Source organism: Thermanaerothrix daxensis, from assembly GCF_001306145.1.
Lineage (GTDB): Bacteria > Chloroflexota > Anaerolineae > Anaerolineales > Anaerolineaceae > Thermanaerothrix > Thermanaerothrix daxensis.
The window spans coordinates 1168838-1187491 of sequence record NZ_LGKO01000002.1 but is presented as its reverse complement, the minus strand read 5'-3'; the positions used below and the strand labels follow the sequence as shown (position 1 = coordinate 1187491).

General features: G+C 50.4%; 16 protein-coding genes, 2 tRNA genes and 1 riboswitch. Of the genes, 8 read left to right on the top strand and 10 right to left on the bottom strand.

The annotated features are described in order from the left end of the window. The first annotated feature begins 19 nt into the window (after window positions 1-19). On the top strand, window positions 20-553 hold the full coding sequence (locus SE15_RS05840; RefSeq protein ID WP_054521138.1) for a protein-tyrosine phosphatase family protein: 534 nt from the start codon (window positions 20-22) through the stop codon (window positions 551-553). A gap of 19 nt (window positions 554-572) precedes the next feature. After that, window positions 573-998: a GNAT family N-acetyltransferase gene (locus SE15_RS05835; protein ID WP_201778055.1), complete on the top strand. Its 426-nt coding sequence runs from the start codon at window positions 573-575 to the stop codon at window positions 996-998. 112 nt (window positions 999-1110) lie between these two features. Here SE15_RS05835 and SE15_RS05830 read toward each other — a convergent pair. Then, window positions 1111-1185, bottom strand: a tRNA-Pro gene (locus SE15_RS05830). 294 nt (window positions 1186-1479) lie between these two features. On the opposite strand from SE15_RS05830, the gene recA reads away from it, so the two are divergent. Both recA and SE15_RS05820 read left to right on the top strand, forming a co-directional pair. Then, window positions 1480-2526 (top strand): recombinase RecA, encoded by a 1047-nt coding sequence (gene recA / locus SE15_RS05825; RefSeq protein ID WP_054521334.1) that lies wholly within the window; start codon window positions 1480-1482, stop codon window positions 2524-2526. Between the two features lie 148 nt (window positions 2527-2674). After that, window positions 2675-3127, top strand: a complete 453-nt coding sequence (locus SE15_RS05820; protein ID WP_160316668.1) for an NBR1-Ig-like domain-containing protein — start codon at window positions 2675-2677, stop codon at window positions 3125-3127. Between the two features lie 63 nt (window positions 3128-3190). Here SE15_RS05820 and ahcY read toward each other — a convergent pair whose 3' ends face one another. After that, complete coding sequence (gene ahcY, locus SE15_RS05815; RefSeq protein ID WP_152965541.1) at window positions 3191-4450, bottom strand: adenosylhomocysteinase; 1260 nt, start codon at window positions 4448-4450, stop codon at window positions 3191-3193. A gap of 3 nt (window positions 4451-4453) precedes the next feature. After that, window positions 4454-5440 carry a carbohydrate kinase family protein gene (locus tag SE15_RS05810; RefSeq protein WP_054521136.1) on the bottom strand — a complete coding sequence of 329 codons (987 nt, stop codon included), beginning with the start codon at window positions 5438-5440 and terminating at the stop codon, window positions 4454-4456. Window positions 5441-5626: 186 nt separating this feature from the next. Between SE15_RS05810 and SE15_RS05805 the strand changes: the two genes are divergently transcribed. From SE15_RS05805 to SE15_RS05790, 4 genes are read left to right on the top strand one after another with little or no spacing between them, the layout of a single operon-like run. Further along, window positions 5627-6559: a magnesium transporter CorA family protein gene (locus SE15_RS05805; RefSeq protein ID WP_054521135.1), complete on the top strand. Its 933-nt coding sequence runs from the start codon at window positions 5627-5629 to the stop codon at window positions 6557-6559. Between the two features lie 57 nt (window positions 6560-6616). After that, on the top strand, window positions 6617-7390 hold the full coding sequence (locus tag SE15_RS05800) for an ABC transporter ATP-binding protein (protein ID WP_083461731.1): 774 nt from the start codon (window positions 6617-6619) through the stop codon (window positions 7388-7390). Then, entirely contained in the window at window positions 7359-9917 is a 2559-nt protein-coding gene (locus tag SE15_RS05795; protein WP_054521134.1) for an FtsX-like permease family protein, read from the top strand. The genes SE15_RS05800 and SE15_RS05795 overlap by 32 nt, the downstream gene beginning before the upstream one ends. A 19-nt stretch (window positions 9918-9936) precedes the next feature. Continuing rightward, entirely contained in the window at window positions 9937-11073 is a 1137-nt protein-coding gene (locus tag SE15_RS05790; RefSeq protein ID WP_054521133.1) for a lipocalin-like domain-containing protein, read from the top strand. A 41-nt stretch (window positions 11074-11114) separates the two neighbouring features. Here SE15_RS05790 and SE15_RS05785 read toward each other — a convergent pair whose 3' ends face one another. The 7 genes from SE15_RS05785 to SE15_RS05755 all read right to left on the bottom strand — a co-directional run bounded on the left by SE15_RS05785 (window position 11115) and on the right by SE15_RS05755 (window position 18645). Further along, complete coding sequence (locus tag SE15_RS05785) at window positions 11115-12620, bottom strand: MutS-related protein (protein ID WP_054521132.1); 1506 nt, start codon at window positions 12618-12620, stop codon at window positions 11115-11117. Further along, complete coding sequence (locus tag SE15_RS05780) at window positions 12617-14149, bottom strand: MutS-related protein (protein WP_054521131.1); 1533 nt, start codon at window positions 14147-14149, stop codon at window positions 12617-12619. The genes SE15_RS05785 and SE15_RS05780 overlap by 4 nt, the downstream gene beginning before the upstream one ends. Before the next feature lie 96 nt (window positions 14150-14245). Then, window positions 14246-14306: riboswitch (Fluoride riboswitch) on the bottom strand. 30 nt (window positions 14307-14336) lie between these two features. Then, window positions 14337-14410 (bottom strand) — tRNA-Val (locus SE15_RS05775). Window positions 14411-14450: 40 nt separating this feature from the next. Then, window positions 14451-14876 carry an SRPBCC domain-containing protein gene (locus tag SE15_RS05770; protein ID WP_054521130.1) on the bottom strand — a complete coding sequence of 142 codons (426 nt, stop codon included), beginning with the start codon at window positions 14874-14876 and terminating at the stop codon, window positions 14451-14453. 75 nt (window positions 14877-14951) lie between these two features. Further along, window positions 14952-16718 carry a sensor histidine kinase gene (locus tag SE15_RS05765; protein WP_054521129.1) on the bottom strand — a complete coding sequence of 589 codons (1767 nt, stop codon included), beginning with the start codon at window positions 16716-16718 and terminating at the stop codon, window positions 14952-14954. Next, window positions 16719-17432, bottom strand: coding sequence for a response regulator transcription factor (locus SE15_RS05760; protein ID WP_054521128.1), 714 nt, complete (start codon window positions 17430-17432; stop codon window positions 16719-16721). After that, window positions 17425-18645 carry a glycosyltransferase family 4 protein gene (locus SE15_RS05755; protein WP_054521127.1) on the bottom strand — a complete coding sequence of 407 codons (1221 nt, stop codon included), beginning with the start codon at window positions 18643-18645 and terminating at the stop codon, window positions 17425-17427. The genes SE15_RS05760 and SE15_RS05755 overlap by 8 nt, the downstream gene beginning before the upstream one ends. Between the last annotated feature and the right edge of the window lie 9 nt (window positions 18646-18654).

The window sequence follows — 18654 nt, the reverse complement described above, 5'->3', positions numbered from 1 at the left end:
AGGAGAGGTTTGACAATAGATGACGGATGCGGCCCACCCATCAAATTGGCTACCCGATTCCTACTGGGTGGTACCCGGGAGGTTTCGGGCTGGTGAGTATCCAGGCAGTCATAATCCAGAACATACCCGGCAGCGTTTGCGTGCCCTGCTGGACTTGGGGATACGTGTGTTCATTGATCTCACCTGGGATGGAGAACTAGAACCTTACCAGGAGTTGCTTCGCCAGGAGGCAACCGAGCGAGGCGTAGAGGCAGAACACATTCGCTTCCCAATTGCTGAGCTCGGAGTACCCGGGCGCGCAACCATGCGAGCGATCCTAGATTCTATCGACGACTCGCTCGCTGCCAATAAAGGCGTGTACGTGCACTGCTGGTTTGGGCTTGGGCGCACCGGGACTGTAGTAGGATGCTATCTGGTTCGCCACGGCATCACCGGGCCGGAAGCATTGGAACGTTTGCAGTATTTACGCAGAGAGACCATCAAGTGGTGGCGCTCCTCTCCTGAGACCGATGAACAGTGTGCCATGATCACTTCGTGGCGAGTTGGAGAATAAATCTCTCTTAGAGGCCAGGATGCTCATGATCTCAATTCTCCCCTTTTCTCCTGAAGATTACGAAGATGCTATGGCGCTATGGAAAGACAGCCCGGGCATAGGATTAAGCCAGGCAGATTCTCTTGAGGCTATCACTGAGTTTCTGGAACGCAATCCTGGATTAAATTGGGTGGCCAAGCTGAACAAACAACTGGTCGGCACCCTATTGTGCGGTTACGATGGACGGCGTGCCTACCTTTACCACCTGGCAGTCCATCCCGAGTACCGGCGACAGGGTATTGGCCGTGCGCTGGTCGAACGTTGCCTGGAACGGCTAAAAGAGATGCGAGTTGAGAAAGCCCATCTTTTCGTTTATGCCGATAACCAAGAGGCCGTTGCCTTCTGGAAAGCCACAGGCTGGTATCCGCGCCCGGAACTTATCATCATGTCATTTAATGTGTCCTGAAGATCGAGCCCTTCACACTTGTTACTTTCCTGGCCCATAAGAAAGATAGAGAAATATAAAAAGCAAAGGCCCTTATCGCCTCTGCTCAATAAAATACTGTGAACCTCACCTGTCGGGGCGCCCGGATTTGAACCGGGGACCTCTGCGACCCGAACGCAGCGCTCTAGCCGGGCTGAGCCACGCCCCGTCAACTAGGTATGATTATAGTCGCAAACCCCAAAAATCGCAACCTTTCAGAGCAAGATTTTTGGAAACCTTTCCGCTTCCGAAACTTTCTGAACAAAAACTTCTTGGAGAACGGAAATCGCCCTAGATTTTCTGCCCGCAAATCGAACATAAGTGCTATAATAAAAAATATCCTTCGAAATCTAGAGCACCATTTATAATAATGACATCCGCAAGCGAGAGGAGATTAATTATGCCACGCAAACCCGTTCCCCCGGCACAACCGCTTCCTAGCCACCCCGACCATAGTTCAGGTATGGATGATGCCAGGCGTGCTGTTCTGGATAAGGCCCTTAGTGAGATTATCAAGCGCTACGGCGATGGCGCTATTATGCGTATGGGCGAAGCCCAACACTTAACGGTAGAAGTTATTCCTACAGGCTCGCTTTCCCTGGATATTGCACTGGGAGTAGGAGGTATTCCTCGAGGGCGCATCACCGAGATTTTTGGACCTGAAGCTTCCGGTAAAACCACTCTGTGTTTGCATTTGGTAGCAGAAACACAGCGTATGGGTGGAACCGCGGCCTATATTGACATGGAACACGCACTCGATCCCAGCTACGCCGCTCGTGTTGGCGTTAACATTGAGGATTTGCTTATTTCCCAGCCCGATACTGGGGAGCAGGCGCTGGAAATTGCAGAGACACTGGTTCGCTCAGGCGCAGTGGACCTGGTTGTGATTGACTCGGTTGCTGCACTGGTACCGCGTTCTGAAATCGAAGGTGATATGGGAGATGCCACCATGGGCATGCAGGCACGTCTGATGTCTCAGGCCCTGCGCAAGCTCTCTGGGGCGATTAATCAAACGAAGACGGCAGTGGTCTTCACCAATCAATTGCGCCAGAAAATTGGGGTCATGTTCGGCAATCCCGAGACCACCCCTGGGGGCTTGGCCCTGAAATTCTACGCTTCTGTGCGCCTGGATATCCGGCGAATTCAATCAATCAAAGTGGGCGCTGAAGTGATCGGTAATCGTGTCCGTGCCCGGGTTGTCAAGAATAAAGTAGCCCCGCCCTTCCGCACTGCCGAATTTGATATTATGTATAACGAAGGCATCTCTAAATACGGTGACATTCTCGACTTGGCCACCGAATATGGCATTATCCAGAAACGGGGCGCGTTCTATTCTTATGGTGACATGCGCATTGGTCAGGGGCGCGAGAATGCTAAAGAGTTCCTGCGTCAAAACAATGATCTGTGTAACGAAATCGAATTGGCGATTCGCCAGCGCGCTTTGAGCGGCGAAATTCCTCTCTCCCTGGCAGGAGGCACAGCAGAAGAAGCCGATCTTGAAGAATTGTAAAACCTCCCCGCCTCTTGTGGGTAAAATGGTGCAAGCCAGCCAAAATCGGCCACCCTCTTTGGGGGTAGCCAGATTCGTTTTTTTAGGGATGGTACTGCTAAGCGGGCTGTTGGCGGGGTGTGTAAGTCTTACCCCACAACGCTCCGTTATGAATTACGACCTTGCCACACCGTTCATTCCGCCTTCGGCTCCAACTGCGCTTCCCCTCATAGAAACCCCTGCACCCGTTCCTTCCCCCACCCATGAGTGCCAAAACAATCTCTCCTTTGTGAGTGATCTCACCATCCCCGATGGAAGCCCTGTTCCCAGCGGTGCCACCATAGATAAACGCTGGGAGGTCATCAATAGCGGAAGCTGTGATTGGGATGACCGGTACCGGCTACGTCTCATTGCTGGTTCACTCCTGGGAGCCAGCAGTCCCGAACAGGCTCTATTCCCCGCCCGAAGTGGTGCCCACGCTGTTTTGCGTATCTTTTTTCAGGCTCCCGCGGAGGAGGGGCGTTATCGAAGCGCCTGGCAAGCCTTTGATCCGAATGACTTTCCCTTTGGTGATCCGGTCTTCATAGAAATCGAGGTCGTCTCACCAACCCCAACGCCGTGATACAAACAACTGCACCTGACTCAGTGTCGGGTGCAGTTGTTCACAATTTCTGACATTAAGCGCCTAGGTGCCCTCTTCCCAGGAATTCAGGTAAGCCAGTTGCTGGGGAGTGAGGGTGTCAATCTCAACCCCCATGGCTGCTAACTTCAGGCGAGCAATTTCCCGATCAATCTCCTCAGGTACACTATATACCCTGCGCTCCATTTTGTCAGCATGTTTGACCAGGTACTCCAGGCTCAACGCCTGGTTTGCAAAGGACATATCCATTACACTGGCAGGATGACCCTCCGCAGCCGCCAAGTTGATTAGGCGCCCTTCACCCAAAAGGAAGATAGACCGGCCATCCTTCAACTCATACTGTTCCACAAACGGGCGCACCAGGCGCTTACTAACCGCCATCTCTTCTAATGCAGGAATATTGATTTCCACGTTGAAATGACCCGAGTTTGCCAAAATAGCGCCATCTTTCATCACTTCCAAATGATGGCGATCAATCACGTTAATATCCCCGGTAACTGTGCAGAAAATATCTCCTATTTTTGCGGCTTCAAGCATCGGCATCACCCGGTATCCATCCATGACCGCCTCAAGCGCTTTGAGCGGATCCACTTCGGTTACAATGACGTTAGCGCCCATCCCACGCGCCCGCATGGCTAAACCACGACCGCACCAACCATAACCCGCCACCACAAAATTCTTGCCGGCCAGTAGCACATTGGTGGCGCGGATGATCCCGTCTATCGTGGATTGCCCCGTGCCATAGCGATTATCAAATAAGTGCTTGGTCATCGCATCATTGACCGCAATAATCGGGTAAGCCAATGCCCCATCTGCGGCCATTGCGCGTAAGCGAATTACACCTGTGGTCGTCTCCTCGGTTCCGCCAATGATATTTTCCAGCAGATCGCGCCGTTCCTTGTGAAGCGTACTGACCAAATCCGCTCCGTCATCCATCGTCAAATGCGGTTTATGGTCTAACGCCGCATGAATGTGTTTGTAGTAAACGACATTATCTTCACCCTTGATTGCAAAAACCGGGATTTCATAGTGTGTGACCAGACAGGCAGCTACATCATCCTGAGTTGAGAGAGGGTTAGAAGCCGTCAGCACAACATCCGCCCCTCCAGCCTGAAGCGTATGCATCAGGTTGGCGGTCTCGGTTGTCACATGCAAGCAGGCTGAAATGCGCAACCCCTTAAAGGGCTGCTCCTTGGCGAAGCGTTCGCGAATCAATCCCAGCACTGGCATTTCACGAGCCGCCCACTCAATGCGACGACGCCCCCCCTCAGCCAGTTTTAAGTCCTTGACATCATACTTGATCATTTACTAATCCTCCAAAACCATGTTGATGGAATCCTCAAGCAAAACGCCCAGCGCTCCATGATCATCAAAATTCTGGCGATAGCGCTGCACAAATTCCTCGCGAGTGAAGACATGACTCTGCGGACCTTTTTGCTCCAGGCAGTAAGCGGCCGCCAAAGCCCCCATCTGACCACAGGTCACCCAGTCCAACCCCAATTGCAACCCACGGACGAAGCCGGCTCGGAAAGCATCTCCAACTCCCGTCGGATCGGCAATATGCTTAGGCTTTACCGCCTGAATGTGAAACTCCTGCCCTGCGGTGAAGATAATGGCTCCTTTGGCTCCTAGCGTCACCACCACCAGAGGCACCCGTGCACAAATGGAAGTTGCGCTTAAGCCGGTATGTTTCTGAAGCAGTTCAAATTCATACTCATTGACAAAGAGGCCAAAGGCCCCTTCCACTCCACGGCGTAGTTCTTCTCCACTGACACGCACCACTTGCTGACTCGGGTCATAAATATAGCGCCATCCCAATGCCTTGCACTCGGCAACATACCGATCCATTGCCACCGGATCATTGGGAGAAATAATCACCAATCCAGGCTGATCGTCTTTCAGCTCGTTAAGGCTGAAATCTCGCGCAAAAGTCATAGCGCCAGGGTAGAATGAGCAAATCTGATTGTTATCCAGATCGGTATTGGCAAAGAAGGAGGCGGTAAAGACACCGGGTACAACTCGGATATACCGCGTATCCACTCCAACCGCTTCCAAAAATTGGCGATATTCCTCAAAATCCTCCCCCACTGTACCGAATACAATCGGGCGGTCCCCCAAAAGCGCCATAGTATATGCAATATTTGTGGCTACTCCCCCACGCTGGCGTACCATCGAGTCAACCAAAAAGGAAAGGCTGATGGATTCTAAACGTTCAGGGACGATGTGCTCACGAAAGTGACCAGGAAAGGTCATCAGATAGTCATACGCGATCGAGCCAGTACAAATGGTTTTCATTGTAGCGATAGATCACCCTATCCGTAAAATTGGCCACCATTGGGTGGCGTGCCAATTATACCATCGAGCCCGGAAGTTCAACTGTGCGCTTTTCGCTCATCCACCTTGTAAAACTAAGGGCTTGCACCAACATAGAGAAAGAGTAAAATCCAAACACCTGCACAGACCAAAAGAGGGAGAAAGGTTATGATCACCATCTACCGCAGTCGAGAAGGAGTGCTTGAGACGGTTCCGGAAATTGTAAGCGGATGTTGGATCAATGTTGTAGATCCTACCTCGGATGAGATCGAGCGGCTGGTATGTGAGGGAATCCCTCAAGATTTCCTCACTTACCCCCTTGACCTGGATGAACGTTCTCGTACCGAACGCGAAGATGATGGCAAAATGCTCATTCTCTTGCGTATCCCCTATTTTCAGAGCCAAATGGTGGATGTGCCCTATATCACAATTCCATTGGGCATCATCCTTACCGACCAGTTTATCGTCACCGTTTGCCGCTATCCAAATGAAATCATCAACGAATTTACCTTAGGGCGCGTTCGCCATCTTTCAACTGCCAAGCGCATTCGCTTTGTTCTTCGCATCCTCCTCAGCACGGCCAATCTCTACCTGGCTTACCTCCGTGAGATCAACCGTACCGTGGAATCCGTCGAAGATCAGCTCCAACTCTCCATGCAGAATCGCGAAGTTATGGAACTTCTGAAATATCAGAAGAGTCTGGTTTACTTCACCACCGCCCTGAAATCCAATGAACTTCTTCTGGAACGGCTCCAACGCGCCCAATTATTTCGCATGTATCCCGACGATGAGGACCTGCTAGAGGATGTGATCACCGAAAACCAGCAAGCCATTGAAATGGCGAACATCTCAAGTAGCATTCTTACCAGCATGATGGATGCTTTTGCTTCCATCATCTCCAATAACCTCAATGTAGTCATGAAATTTCTCACCTCAGTGACCATCCTTCTCAACGTCCCCGTCATTATTACCGGGTTTTATGGGATGAATGTGGATTTACCGCTTCAAGAATTCTCATTTGCGTGGCAGATTATCCTGGCCATTTGCGTTGGCTTAGTGGCAATTACCGCAATCTACTTCACCCGCCGGCGCTGGTTCTGAGCCAATCTTTTTACATCCTCAACCTGGTTTCTTATGGTTAGTGGTAGGATTCAAGCCATGAAGCCCTCTGCAAATACCATCCGCGTTCCCGCCCCAGCCACTCGTTTCCCATCGGAGGAGCAGGATTTTGTGCGCCTCGTAAACCTGAGTAAATCCTATCAAGAAGGAAATACAACCCGTACCGTCCTTCAGAGGGTCAATCTTCAAATGCATCGAGGAGAATTTATTGCTATCCTGGGGCGAAGTGGAAGTGGAAAGACCACCTTGCTTAATTTGGTCAGTGGAGTGGATCATGCTGATCAAGGGGAAATCCGAGTGGCTAACTTTGTTCTAACCCAAATGAGCGAAGAAGAACGCACAGCCTTCCGGCGACGTCACATTGGCTTTATTTTTCAATTTTTCAACCTCATTCCCACCCTCACAGTGTGGGAAAATCTCATTCTTCCCCTTATTTTGAACGGTCTCACCTCAACCGCAGATATGGAGTGGGCCAAGATGCTCCTTGAAACGGTTGGCCTCGCAGGGTGTCAGCACTCCTTTCCCGATAACCTTTCGGGTGGGGAGCAACAGCGTGTGGCCATCGCTCGCGCCCTGGTCCATCGCCCCCTGCTGGTGCTTGCCGATGAACCAACAGGTAATCTAGATGAGGATAATGCACGCATTGTCCTTGACCTACTATCTCAACTCTTGCGCCAACAACAAAGCACTCTCATCATGGTCACGCATAGCCAGGATGCCGCCGCACTAGCCGACCGTGTCTTCGCCTTGAAAGAGGGACGGCTCCAATGGATAAAAAATAATGGTCAAGCATCCACACATCTCCCTTTGTAGACTCTTGATCAAAATCCCCCAGCGCTACCTGGTCCGCCATCCCTGGCAGGGCATTCTGGTAGTTTTGGGGATTGCTCTGGGCGTGGGGGTTATGGTGGCCATTGACCTGGCCAACCAGAATGCCTTACATGCCTACGAACTGAGCGTTGAGTCCGTGGTCGGAAGTGCCACTCACCAGATCTATATCTCCGGACAAGATCTCGACGAACAAATTTATGTAGACTTGCGCCGCCAGGGGTTGTTGCCCACCGCAGCGCCGATTCTGACAACACTGGTAAGTGTGCAAGAAGCCGGGGGAACGGTTTTCAACCTTATGGGCATTGATCCTCTTGTGGACACACAAGTTCGCAATTACTGGGGGACCTCCGTTCCCCTCAACGAATTCACCGCCTTGCTCACGCAGCCCAACACCCTTTTAGTTCCACAAGCCCTGATGGACTCGAGAAACTTTAGGATCGGAGATGTTCTGCACCTTGAAATCGAGGGCCGTCCTGTTGAAATGAAGATAGTGGGCAGTTTTCCCTCTTCCAGACCTTATCAAGAAAACATATTGATTGCTGATTTAGCCACCGTGCAAGAGGTCACCGGTAAGATCGGAAGAATCGAGCGGATTGACCTGATTCTGGAAACTACTCAGGCAACCGCCCAGATTGCTGCTCTCCGCCAGATCCTCCCTGCAGGGATGCAGATCGCACCCGTAACTGCCCGTCAGGGTGCTATCGAAAATATGACGGCGGCTTTTCGGCTTAACCTGAGCGCACTCAGCCTTTTGGCGCTTATCGTGGGGCTTTTCCTGATCTACAACACCATGACTTTCTCGGTTGTACAGCGCCGTCCTCTCTTTGGTTTATTGCGGAGTCTGGGTGTAACTCAGAAAGAAATTTTTGCCATTGTACTTAGCGAGGCTGCTTTGATGGGAATGGTGGGCGCTCTGCTGGGATTGATAATTGGCGTAAGCCTGGCCAGGTACACTGTGGCAGTTGTCTCTCAAACCATCAATGACCTTTATTTTACAACCACTGTTCGCGATGTACCCCTTTATCCGGCCAGCCTAAGCAAAGCCTTTTTTGTCGGGTTAGGCGCCACCCTGCTTACGGCGATCCCCCCTGCCCTGGAAGCAGCGCGAACTGCGCCGCGGAATGTCATAAGTCGGGCATTTCTGGAAAGAAAAACCCGGCTTTCACTGAACACAATTACGCTGGCAGGCGTAGGTCTACTCGGCACAGGGTTGCTGATCATGTGGGTGCTCCATACCTGGGCAGGGGGATTTTTAGGACTATCTCTGGTTATCTTGGGCATGGCCGCGATCTCCGCTTTCATTTTCCAAAAAATGGTGCAATTAGGTGAAACGTTATTGGGGCATATACTCGGATATGTGGGCAAAATGGCACCTCGTAACCTTCTGCGCGCCCTGAGTCGCACTGGTGTGGCTTCTATGTCCCTGATGGTAGCAGTAGCCGTATCAATTGGCATGGGTATCATGATTTTCAGTTTTCGTCAAACAGTGATTACCTGGCTCGAACAATCCTTACAAGGCGACATCTACATTTCTGCACCCGGATTCTCAGCCAACCGTCTTTTGACCCCGATTGACCCTCAGGTGCTCCCCTTTGTCCGCAATTGGCCCGGTGTCGCTCGGGCTGATGTTTTACGTTCCCTCATGATTGATAGTGCATGGGGGCCGATCCAGCTTTCAGCCACTGACAACCCCGATATTGGGCATGAGCGCTACTTTAAGGCCACGCTAGGCTCTTATGCCACCCTTTTTTCTCGCTTTCAGGAGGGATGGGTTTTTATCTCAGAACCGCTGGCGAATCGCGCCAATCTCAAGGTGGGTGATGCTCTTCAACTTCAAACCCCTCAAGGCCTCCATGAGTTTCCAATTGCAGCCATTTATCACGATTACGCCTCCAACAGTGGAATTGTCATGATGTGGCTGCCAGTTTACCGTAAATATTGGGATGATTCGGCCATTACCGCTATTGGCCTACGCCTCAAACCCGGTTATGATCCACAAAGCGTAGCCAACGACCTTCAACGCTCCTTGCCTACTCAGCAACGCCTTACGATCCGCCCTAATCGTGTATTGCGGCAGGAAGTGCTCCGCGTCTTCGACCAGACGTTCGCCATTACTTCGGCTTTGCGCGTTTTGGCCACATTAGTCGCTTTCATTGGTATTTTGAGCGCGCTACTCCTTTTACAGTTGGAACGCCAGCGCGAGTTTGGGGTGCTAAGGGCATTAGGGTTTTCTCGGCATGAACTATGGCGATTAATGATTCTGGAAACAGGGCTTATGGGCTTCTCTGCGGGACTGCTGGCGATCCCCAGTGGTCTCATCATTGCTCTGGTTTTGATTCAAGTTATCAACGTACGCTCTTTTGGTTGGAGTCTCCGCTTTGCCCTTGACCCCAGTGCTTTATGGATTGGAATGGTTATTTCCCTTCTGGCGGCCATTCTAGCGGGTATCTTCCCGGCCTTCCGGCTCAGTCATTTGTCCGTGGCAGAAACTATTCGCTATGACTCCTAGATTCGGATACTACCCTTTTATGATGCTCTCCTTTTTAGCGTTGGCACTGAGCATAACAGGATGCCAACCTCGCTCATTTCTGTCCCCTACACCCCCACCCCAAGCCGATCTTCCCCTTCCTCAGGCTGGCTTCGAGAAAGCCATCCAACCGCGTATTTTTCACTTCCCGCTAGATCAAGGCCCTCATCCCAACTTTCAAACCGAATGGTGGTACTACACCGGTAACCTCGAAACACCTGAAGGGCATCATTTTGGTTTTCAACTCACCTTTTTCCGACGCTCCCTTTTACCCCCTCAGTCCAAACCCCAACGATCTTCTGCCTGGGCAACCACCCAGGTATATATGGGGCATCTGGCCTTGACCGACGTAAGTGAAAAGCGCTTTCGATTCCAAGAACGTTTTAGTCGAGAAGCCTTGGGGCTAGCAGGCGCCCAGGGTGAACCTCGCTTCGGCGTATGGCTGGAGGATTGGTCGGTAGTGCAACTGGACGAGCACCGCTACCAACTGCTGGCTAGAACATCTGAGATTGGATTAGACCTTATTCTACAGGATCAGAAAGGGTTCATCCTTCAGGGAGATCAGGGATTGAGTCGCAAGGGAGAAGAACCCGGGAACGCCTCCTATTACATCAGCCAGACCCGCCTGACGATCTCCGGCCAAATCCGAAGCGGCAAGCAAGCCTACTCAGTGCAGGGAGTAGGGTGGATGGACCATGAGTTCAGCACCAGCGCCCTAGGGAAAGATCAGGTGGGGTGGGATTGGTTCGCCCTTCAACTGGACGATGGTAGCGACCTGATGTTTTTTATTTTGAGAGATAATCAGGGGAACCCCACACCTTACTCCTCGGGTAGCCTGATCACCCCTGATGGTGAAGTTCAACCCCTTGGGATGAAGGATGTGCAAATTGAGGTATTGCACCACTGGACCAGCCCTCACTCTGGTGCCATCTATCCCAGTCAATGGTATATTCGCCTTCCCAGCCAGGAACTCGCACTTCGGGTCTCACCCTATATCGAAGATCAAGAACTACGCGTCTCTTTTACCTACTGGGAAGGAGCAGTAAAAGTTGAAGGTTTCCGCGCTAGCATGCCCATCCGTGGGGTGGGTTACGTTGAGCTGACGGGCTATGCAGGCTCGATGCAAGGCCAGTTTTAGAGACCATCGCAAGGGTAATTATGCTGATCCAATCCTTGCCGTTATGAGATAGACACCTGATCCCGTTGTTTACCAAACACGCTTTTGAATACGTCTTCTCCAAAACTGGTCGCTAATGGCCCACCTAACAGCAACCTGAAGGTTCTACTTCTTTCCGCTCGTAAGAAGAGGGCATTTTCCATCTGTTTTTCGTAGAATACCCGTGCAAACTCATACAGGTGAGTTACAAAAAAGACTTTGATGCGCCGATCCAGTAGAGCGCTGGTAATTTGGCGGGCAATCTCAGATCCCTCCCGCTCGTTGGTAGAAGCGAATGACTCGTTAAACAGCATCAAGGCATTAGGTTTGATCCGATCCACAATAGCGCTCATCCGACTAAGTTCTTCATCTAGCTTACCGCTCTTCATTAAAGCGTCTTCCTTGCGTCGGTAGTGAGTGAAGACACCACTACACAAGTTGGCGCAAAATTCCTGAGCCGGAACAAACATACCTGCTTGCATCATTAATTGGGCCAGCCCAATGCTTCTAAGAAATGTTGATTTACCTCCTTGATTGGCCCCAGTAATCATTATCAGGTCTTTGGAATCAGCGTTGATATCGTTACCAACAACCTCTCGTTTCATCGTCAAGGCCAAACTGACATCATAAAGTCCTTTAAAATTATGTTTTCGTTCGGCCATGACCGCAGGAACGGGAAATGCGATTGGATTACCTATTTGCTCAAGTTGTTCCTTGAGATTGATACATCCAAGGTAAAAAGCCAGCTCCGTACGGAGCATGTTGAAAAAACTCTCAATGTGCTCTGCAGCCTGAGCCAACGCATTGGCACATGAACTGACTCCCACATCTCTTAAGGCTCCTAGCACGCGTGCCCCTGCCTCATCTCTTTCACTAATTGTGAAGGAAAATGTGGGAGATTTTTTACTGAGAGCTTCTTTGATCCAGTTCTTGTTTTTGGTATTGGGAAGGCGTAATGTGTAATTCATACCCTCATTTCCCATGCCCAATTCAGCACTGATCAACACACCCCTGGGGAACTTCAACTGTTGAAGATGATACTTGACCATGCTTAGATACTCATCACTCAACTCGCTTTGGAGCATGGCAAAAAAACGTGTCAGCCCTTCTGAGTGAAACATGCCCATGTGCTTATCTGCAATCTTTCGGAGTTGCTCAAGCGAGGGTATGAACATCGAAATAATATCTACAGCTCCGCTGAGAACACCACTTGGGTAATGGGTAAAGATTCCCAACCAACTGCGCCGTTTGCGCTCAATTGCCTCAATGAGAATCTGGTAGATCTCCCGGATCACCGAGGAATGCTCCAAGCAATCCCTTAAGATCTCTTGCCGATATAGAACCGAGTCAACGTCCTTGAGGCTTGATAATACGGCCGCCTTTGAGATTTCATACAAAAATTTATCCCCGCGTGCCATTGCATTGAACAAGACCTCCAGCTCAAGATCATGAATTAAATCCGGGCTATGGATCGGCAAAGGCGCGAGAGGATCAAAATCCTGATCGCGAAACATTAAATGGGCTTTCATTCTTTGATCCGCTCCTTGATTAGGTCGTAGGTGAGATGATATTTTTCAGCAATACAAATAGCATACGCAAGTCCATCAGCGGGCCTACGCACAATCTTAAATGTGCGCAAAGCCGGATTCTCCGGCACAACCGTACTCACCATGCTCACCGTTTGTTCGCTCAGGGTGGATAGTTCATCAATAAAAGTAACGAACACGCAGAAAGCATCCAGGCTTATCACCCTCTTAAGAACTTCCTTGCTGAGAAATATTGCATCGTTCAGGGTGGTTGAAGTGAAAACTTCATTCAATATAAGAATGCTCTCTGAAGTTGCCTCCTCGAGAATGGCATGGATGCGCACCAGATCGTCTTGCAGTTTTCCGCGCAGATTACGAACGGATTCCTCTTTCTCAAAATGTGTGAAGATTTGATCGTAAAGAAAGAGCGTCGCCTCTGTACCCGGTACCGGGCATCCTAGACTTGCCAGATAATGAAGTTGAGCAAACATTCTTGCAAAGGTTGTCTTACCACCCTGATTAGGCCCAGAAACCACAATAATTCTTTCTTTTCTTTCCAGATAAAAATCATTGGGAACCACGAGGCCGGGCTCAGACAACCGTTTGTGGGCTAGAGCAATATCAAAAGCGTCTTTTGCATGAATGGACTTAGTCTTGGTTAGCTGAGGGTAGCAGAAGTTAAGTCCCTTTGCCTCCAGGTTTGCCATAAAATCGATATAGGAGATAAAAAACTGGATTTCGCGGTCAAAGGTCGAAATGACGGGGTCAACAAAGTTCTGGTGGTTAAGGCAGTAAGCCTCCACTCTTTTGAAAATGTCCGGGTACAGCTTTGCCACACAATCTAAGATCTGAGCCTCTACATGGCTTACACCCGAGAGAATGGGGAGATCAATTCGGTAACCCTTAGTATCCCCCTGTTTGAATTTTTCAAAAGTGCGTTCCACTTCACTACTGTAATCAATCTCAGATTCATATTTTCGAACTCCCACCCAGTTCCCCCTGATGATCACACAATATTTGATGGAAGCCAAATCATGTTTCAGAGCCCGCGCCTCTTCATGGAGCGAGCGGAAAGCGGGAGAAGCGACGTAGGTGGTCAGATAAGTCTGGAAATCCAAAAATCCTCTTGATCGTAAAGGTGCTCCCTCAAGATCCCCAACCAAGCCACTAACAGCTTGACAATACGCCACAGCGGCTTCCAGGAACCATCCTTCTTGTTGGCGCTTGTAATACAGCTTTTGGGCCAGGTTCAGATATCTACGAACCAGAGATATCTTCTCTGCAAAAGTCTTGATGGCATTCAGTGTATTTGCGTTTTCAAGATCCCTGAAGATCTCCTGGCGATAACGGATAACTTCAATGTCATGCAAAGGCAAATAGAAAAACGGTTTTAGATCATATTCCTGTTTTTGTTCTGTGATGGCATCAATCACCTGCCCAAGGTTCAGATCCTCAAAAAAATCGGGCCTTGAGATGACATTGGGTATTTCATCCACTGCACCTGTTGGGAAAAGCATGCTAGTCCAGACCATCTCTGTTATTCTCCAGAAGCGCTAAAAATTTCCTAAGTTTTCAAGATTAAACATTCGTCACAATAACCCAACAAAAAAGCCTCTACTGAACCAACCGTTCAAGTAGAGGCTATTAGTCATACCGACACTTACGGCGAGCCTCATCGCCACCAAGTATAAGTTGTTAAAAATAACTCACCAAGTTGAGTGGGCGGAACGGGACTCGAACCCATGACCTCCTCCTTGTAAGGGAGGCGCTCTAACCTACTGAGCTATCCGCCCGCACGTTCCAATTATAACTTAACCCGCTCCAGTTGTGTTCCTAGCCATCACTCAAATCAGCGATATATTCTCCGACCAATGCCTCAAAGTAAGCCTGCAAAGGACGCAAATAATTGGTTTCCCACCAATGCATCATAGCCCTGGTGCTATCCGCCCTCACCCCATGATGCCAGACTCGAAACAAACTTCCGGTGCAGGTAGGCTCGATTCGGATTTCAATGCTTGAGTCAGCCGAAAGTGGTTCATCCCGAATCTGCCAATTCTGGGCAATGTAATTATGGGGAACCATGCAGTTAAATGTGCCTTGAACACCTCCATCCAGCGCCCAAAATGCTCCCCCGACTCGCGCCTCTATTCGGGCGGATTTCTGAGTAAATTGACTGTGCTCAAAACTATCTAGCCAGGCCCGATAAATTCTCTCCGGATAAACCGGGATTTCTACACCCATCTCGATCGTGACAAACATTGTCTCACCACCTTCTCGATACCTTACCCATTAAACTAAACCTCACTAAATTACAACCCCTCTAAGGGTTATCAGTTACCTCTGAGTGGCTAGGGGAAGCGAGAAAAAGAACGTGCTCCCAACATTTACCTCGCTTTCCGCCCAAATCCGCCCGCCATGAGCCTCAACTGTGTGACGTGCGATCGAAAGGCCCAAACCCGTTCCACCGCCTGATCGGGATTGATCTGCTTTATAGAAACGCTCAAAAATCCGCGGCAAGGCTTCAGGGCTGATACCGACGCCGGTATCCTTTACACTGAAAATCACCTCCTTCTCTTCCGTCCGAGCCGTCAAATCAATGCGCCCACCTGGCGGTGTGAACTTAATAGCATTGTGGAGCAAATTAATCAGCACCTGTTCAATTCGCTCACGATCTGCCAGCACCATGGGCAAAGCAGGATCCACATGCACTTCCAGTGTTAGCCCCCCGCGCTCGGCTTGCAAACGCATCCGTGAAGCAGCGCTTTCCATTAAATCGGCAGGCGAGATCGGTTGGCGATTAAGCGGAACTTTACCCGATTCAATGCGTGAAAGTTCCAATAACTCCCGTACCAATTGGGTGATATTATCAATTTCTTTATCCATCTGTTCCAGAAAACGCCGCGCCATGAGTTGATCTTCTAACGCGCCTTCCTGCAGGGTTTCTGTGAGCGCCTTCAAAGTGGCCAGAGGCGTGCGCAATTCATGAGACACATTGCTGATAAAGTCGCGGCGTACCGTCTCCAAACGTCTAACACGCGTCAAATCCTGAATAACCAACAGAACATTTCCCCGGAGCGCTCCCCCCAAAGGAGTGGCAATGGCCTGAACAAACAAACGGTTGGGAGTCATTTCCAAGGTAGTGTTATACTGACGATCATTGCTCAGAGCCTTGCGCCAGAGTTCTACCAATTGATGATGACGCACCACCTCAATCAGGGACCTCTCCCCCCCTTCCGCCGCTGGAGTGCCAAACAAACGCTCTGCCGCCGGGTTTGTCAGGCGCACTTTTCCCTCTGCATCAACAATGACTACGCCATCCGTCATATATTCCAGTACAGCATCAAATTGAACTCGCTCTGCTGCCAAGGCCTCAATTTGTGAGCGCAATTCGCCAGCCATGGCCGAAAATGCTTGAGCCAACTGACCAATCTCATCGTTCCGAGATTGAACCGATGCCAGCAAAGCCTCGCTGTGGGGTGATTGAGAAATGCCTTCAGTTAGGTAGCGCAAAGGCTGAACAACCAACCGCGAAACTAAGAGCGCTATGCCCCCTGCAAGCAGGACTGCTGCCAAGCCAATGAGAGTCAAATGAAGTGTCAATTGCCTTAACGCTTGATCTATCGAGGTCAATGATATTGCTACACGAAATATACCAGATATTTGTTCGCTGTCCTGGCGACCCAAAGGCACCGTCGCCACCATAAAGCGTTCTGATCCGCCATTGACGATGGTAATCTCCCCCAATTCGAGCCCCTTCATTGGTAAGGTAACGGAGCGTACTTGTCCGAGCCTTTGCGGAAGCCACCTTTCTCCCCAGGTCTCAACCTCCAACCCACCCTGGAGGTCATAAATTGCTACCCACGCATCCATCGCATGGGCAAATGCTTGTAAATCGGTTTGAACCTCAACCATTTGTCCAGCCTGATACAACGGCGCCAGGTGATTTGCAAGGATCCGCACCTCTGCCAGTAAATGATGTTGCTGTTGCTCTAAATACTGTCGCTCAAATGAGATGCGAATGATGACCAGCACGCCAGTCACCACCAGAAGGGCCCATATTACAAAAGGCCATGCAATACGCCACATTAAGGAACCACGCATTTACCCCTCAAAACGATAACCCGCTCCACGTACTGTAACAATGCGTCGAGGTTTAGCTGGCTCAGGTTCAATCTTTTCTCTTAACCAGCGAATATGAACATCCACCGTTCGCGAATCGCCAATATACTCCCACCCCCAAACTCGCTCGAGAATTTGCTCACGTGTCAATACTTGCCCTCGATGTTGTGCCAGATAAAGCAGGAGTTCGTACTCTTTGGGTTTCAAAGGAAGAGGATTACCATCTAACAAAACTTCTCGCCGCCCCATATTGATCAAAAGATTACCATATCGGAGAACCGGTTGCGGGGCTTCGCTCTGAATGAGCCCACTACCTACTTCCTCACGAACCATACGCACCCGGCGCAGCAGAGCCTTAACGCGTGCCAGCAATTCGCGCATTGAAAAGGGTTTTGTGAGGTAATCGTCTGCACCAACTTCGAGCCCCACCACCCGATCAATCTCATCATCCCGTGCTGTGAGCATCAGCACCGGTGTGGTCATCTCCTGACGCAAGATGCGGCAAACTTCAAACCCATCCATTCCCGGTAGCATAATATCCAAAATAATTAAGTCCGGACGAGAGCGCCGCGCCACATTCAAAGCGGCAGGACCGTCACCAGCCACTTCTACATCGTACCCCTGCCGACGCAGGTTATACGCCAGTGCCTCCTGCAATGTTGTTTCATCCTCAACAATCAATATTTTCTCACCCATGCCTTGTCACCTCCTCAAAAATGCGCATCATGCGCCATGCCATCTGATCCCGTCGAAAATTGGTTTCCACGCATCTACGCCCTGCCGCTCCCATGCGCTGGGCAAGATCTCTATTCTCTGCCAATTGTAAGACGGCCTCCGCCATAGCCTGAGGATCGCCCGGTGTAACCGCAATACCCGCCCCTGCTTCCTCCACAACCCGCCGAATAACCCCATCAATGGCAAGAATCACAGGACGCCCCGCAGCCATATAGTCGAACACCTTGTTGGGATAAGTGGTCTTATAGGCTTCCAGGGGTTTCAAAATCGCGATGCAAGCATCGGCAGCGGCCAGAACTTGCGACACCTCACGCTTAGAGAACGGAGGCAAAAAAAGGACATTTCCCAGCCCTCTGCTTTGAGCCTCACGCATCAATGCGGGTTTTTCTTTTCCATCTCCCACCAGTACAAACCGGATCTGGGGATAATCTTTCAGCAACGCAGCAGCATCCAACACCACCCCCAGATCATTGGAAAGCCCATGGGCACCCGCATATAGAACCACAAAGGCATCTTGTAGTCCATATCGTTGACGGATTTCATCGCCCCGGGAGTGCGGATTAAACATTTGAGGATCAGCCCCATTAGGGACCAGTTCAATCCATCTGGCACCACGAGCCTGTACGTGATTAATGAATCCCGGCGAATTGACAACGACCCGTTCCGCCCGCCGATAAAGGAACTTCTCCAACCTCTCAGATGCCCAGATCAAGATAGGTTGACGCAAAACCCCTACAGCGACTGCAAATTCCGGCCAAAGATCGCGTACTTCAAATATAAACGGCACTCGTTTAAGAAATGCCAGCCCCCACGCGGTTAGCGCCTGAAAAATCGGAGGGGAGGTTCCCCAGACTACATCCACTTTAGATACCCCCAGGCCAACCAGGAACGAAGAAAGCATGAAACTGATAAAGGCCAATGTTCGGTGAAAGAAACTGCGATGGAACGCCGGGTAGGTATAACAGCGTAAAATTGTTAGCCCGGGTTCAACCTCTCTTCGATTAACCCATTGACTCGCCTCGGGAGAGGGTTTCCCACTCAGGTAGTTGAGGGGACTGGCGATAACGGTAACCCGATGCCCATGGGCAACCAGAAACCTTGCCATTTCTTCATGGCGGGTGCCGCCAGCCTCATCCAAAGAGGCATAGGCTTGATGGATTAACAGGATATGCATCAGCCTAAT

Bases quoted from the DNA above. Each gene is read 5' to 3' on its own strand.
- SE15_RS05840 (WP_054521138.1), top strand. From the start codon at position 20: ATGACGGATGCGGCCCACCCATCAAATTGGCTACCCGATTCCTACTGG.
- SE15_RS05835 (WP_201778055.1), top strand. From the start codon at position 573: ATGCTCATGATCTCAATTCTCCCCTTTTCTCCTGAAGATTACGAAGAT.
- recA (WP_054521334.1), top strand. From the start codon at position 1,480: ATGGATGATGCCAGGCGTGCTGTTCTGGATAAGGCCCTTAGTGAGATT.
- SE15_RS05820 (WP_160316668.1), top strand. From the start codon at position 2,675: ATGAATTACGACCTTGCCACACCGTTCATTCCGCCTTCGGCTCCAACT.
- ahcY (WP_152965541.1), bottom strand. From the start codon at position 4,450: ATGATCAAGTATGATGTCAAGGACTTAAAACTGGCTGAGGGGGGGCGT.
- SE15_RS05810 (WP_054521136.1), bottom strand. From the start codon at position 5,440: ATGAAAACCATTTGTACTGGCTCGATCGCGTATGACTATCTGATGACC.
- SE15_RS05805 (WP_054521135.1), top strand. From the start codon at position 5,627: ATGATCACCATCTACCGCAGTCGAGAAGGAGTGCTTGAGACGGTTCCG.
- SE15_RS05800 (WP_083461731.1), top strand. From the start codon at position 6,617: ATGAAGCCCTCTGCAAATACCATCCGCGTTCCCGCCCCAGCCACTCGT.
- SE15_RS05795 (WP_054521134.1), top strand. From the start codon at position 7,359: ATGGTCAAGCATCCACACATCTCCCTTTGTAGACTCTTGATCAAAATC.
- SE15_RS05790 (WP_054521133.1), top strand. From the start codon at position 9,937: ATGATGCTCTCCTTTTTAGCGTTGGCACTGAGCATAACAGGATGCCAA.
- SE15_RS05785 (WP_054521132.1), bottom strand. From the start codon at position 12,620: ATGAAAGCCCATTTAATGTTTCGCGATCAGGATTTTGATCCTCTCGCG.
- SE15_RS05780 (WP_054521131.1), bottom strand. From the start codon at position 14,149: ATGGTCTGGACTAGCATGCTTTTCCCAACAGGTGCAGTGGATGAAATA.
- SE15_RS05770 (WP_054521130.1), bottom strand. From the start codon at position 14,876: ATGTTTGTCACGATCGAGATGGGTGTAGAAATCCCGGTTTATCCGGAG.
- SE15_RS05765 (WP_054521129.1), bottom strand. From the start codon at position 16,718: ATGCGTGGTTCCTTAATGTGGCGTATTGCATGGCCTTTTGTAATATGG.
- SE15_RS05760 (WP_054521128.1), bottom strand. From the start codon at position 17,432: ATGGGTGAGAAAATATTGATTGTTGAGGATGAAACAACATTGCAGGAG.
- SE15_RS05755 (WP_054521127.1), bottom strand. From the start codon at position 18,645: ATGCATATCCTGTTAATCCATCAAGCCTATGCCTCTTTGGATGAGGCT.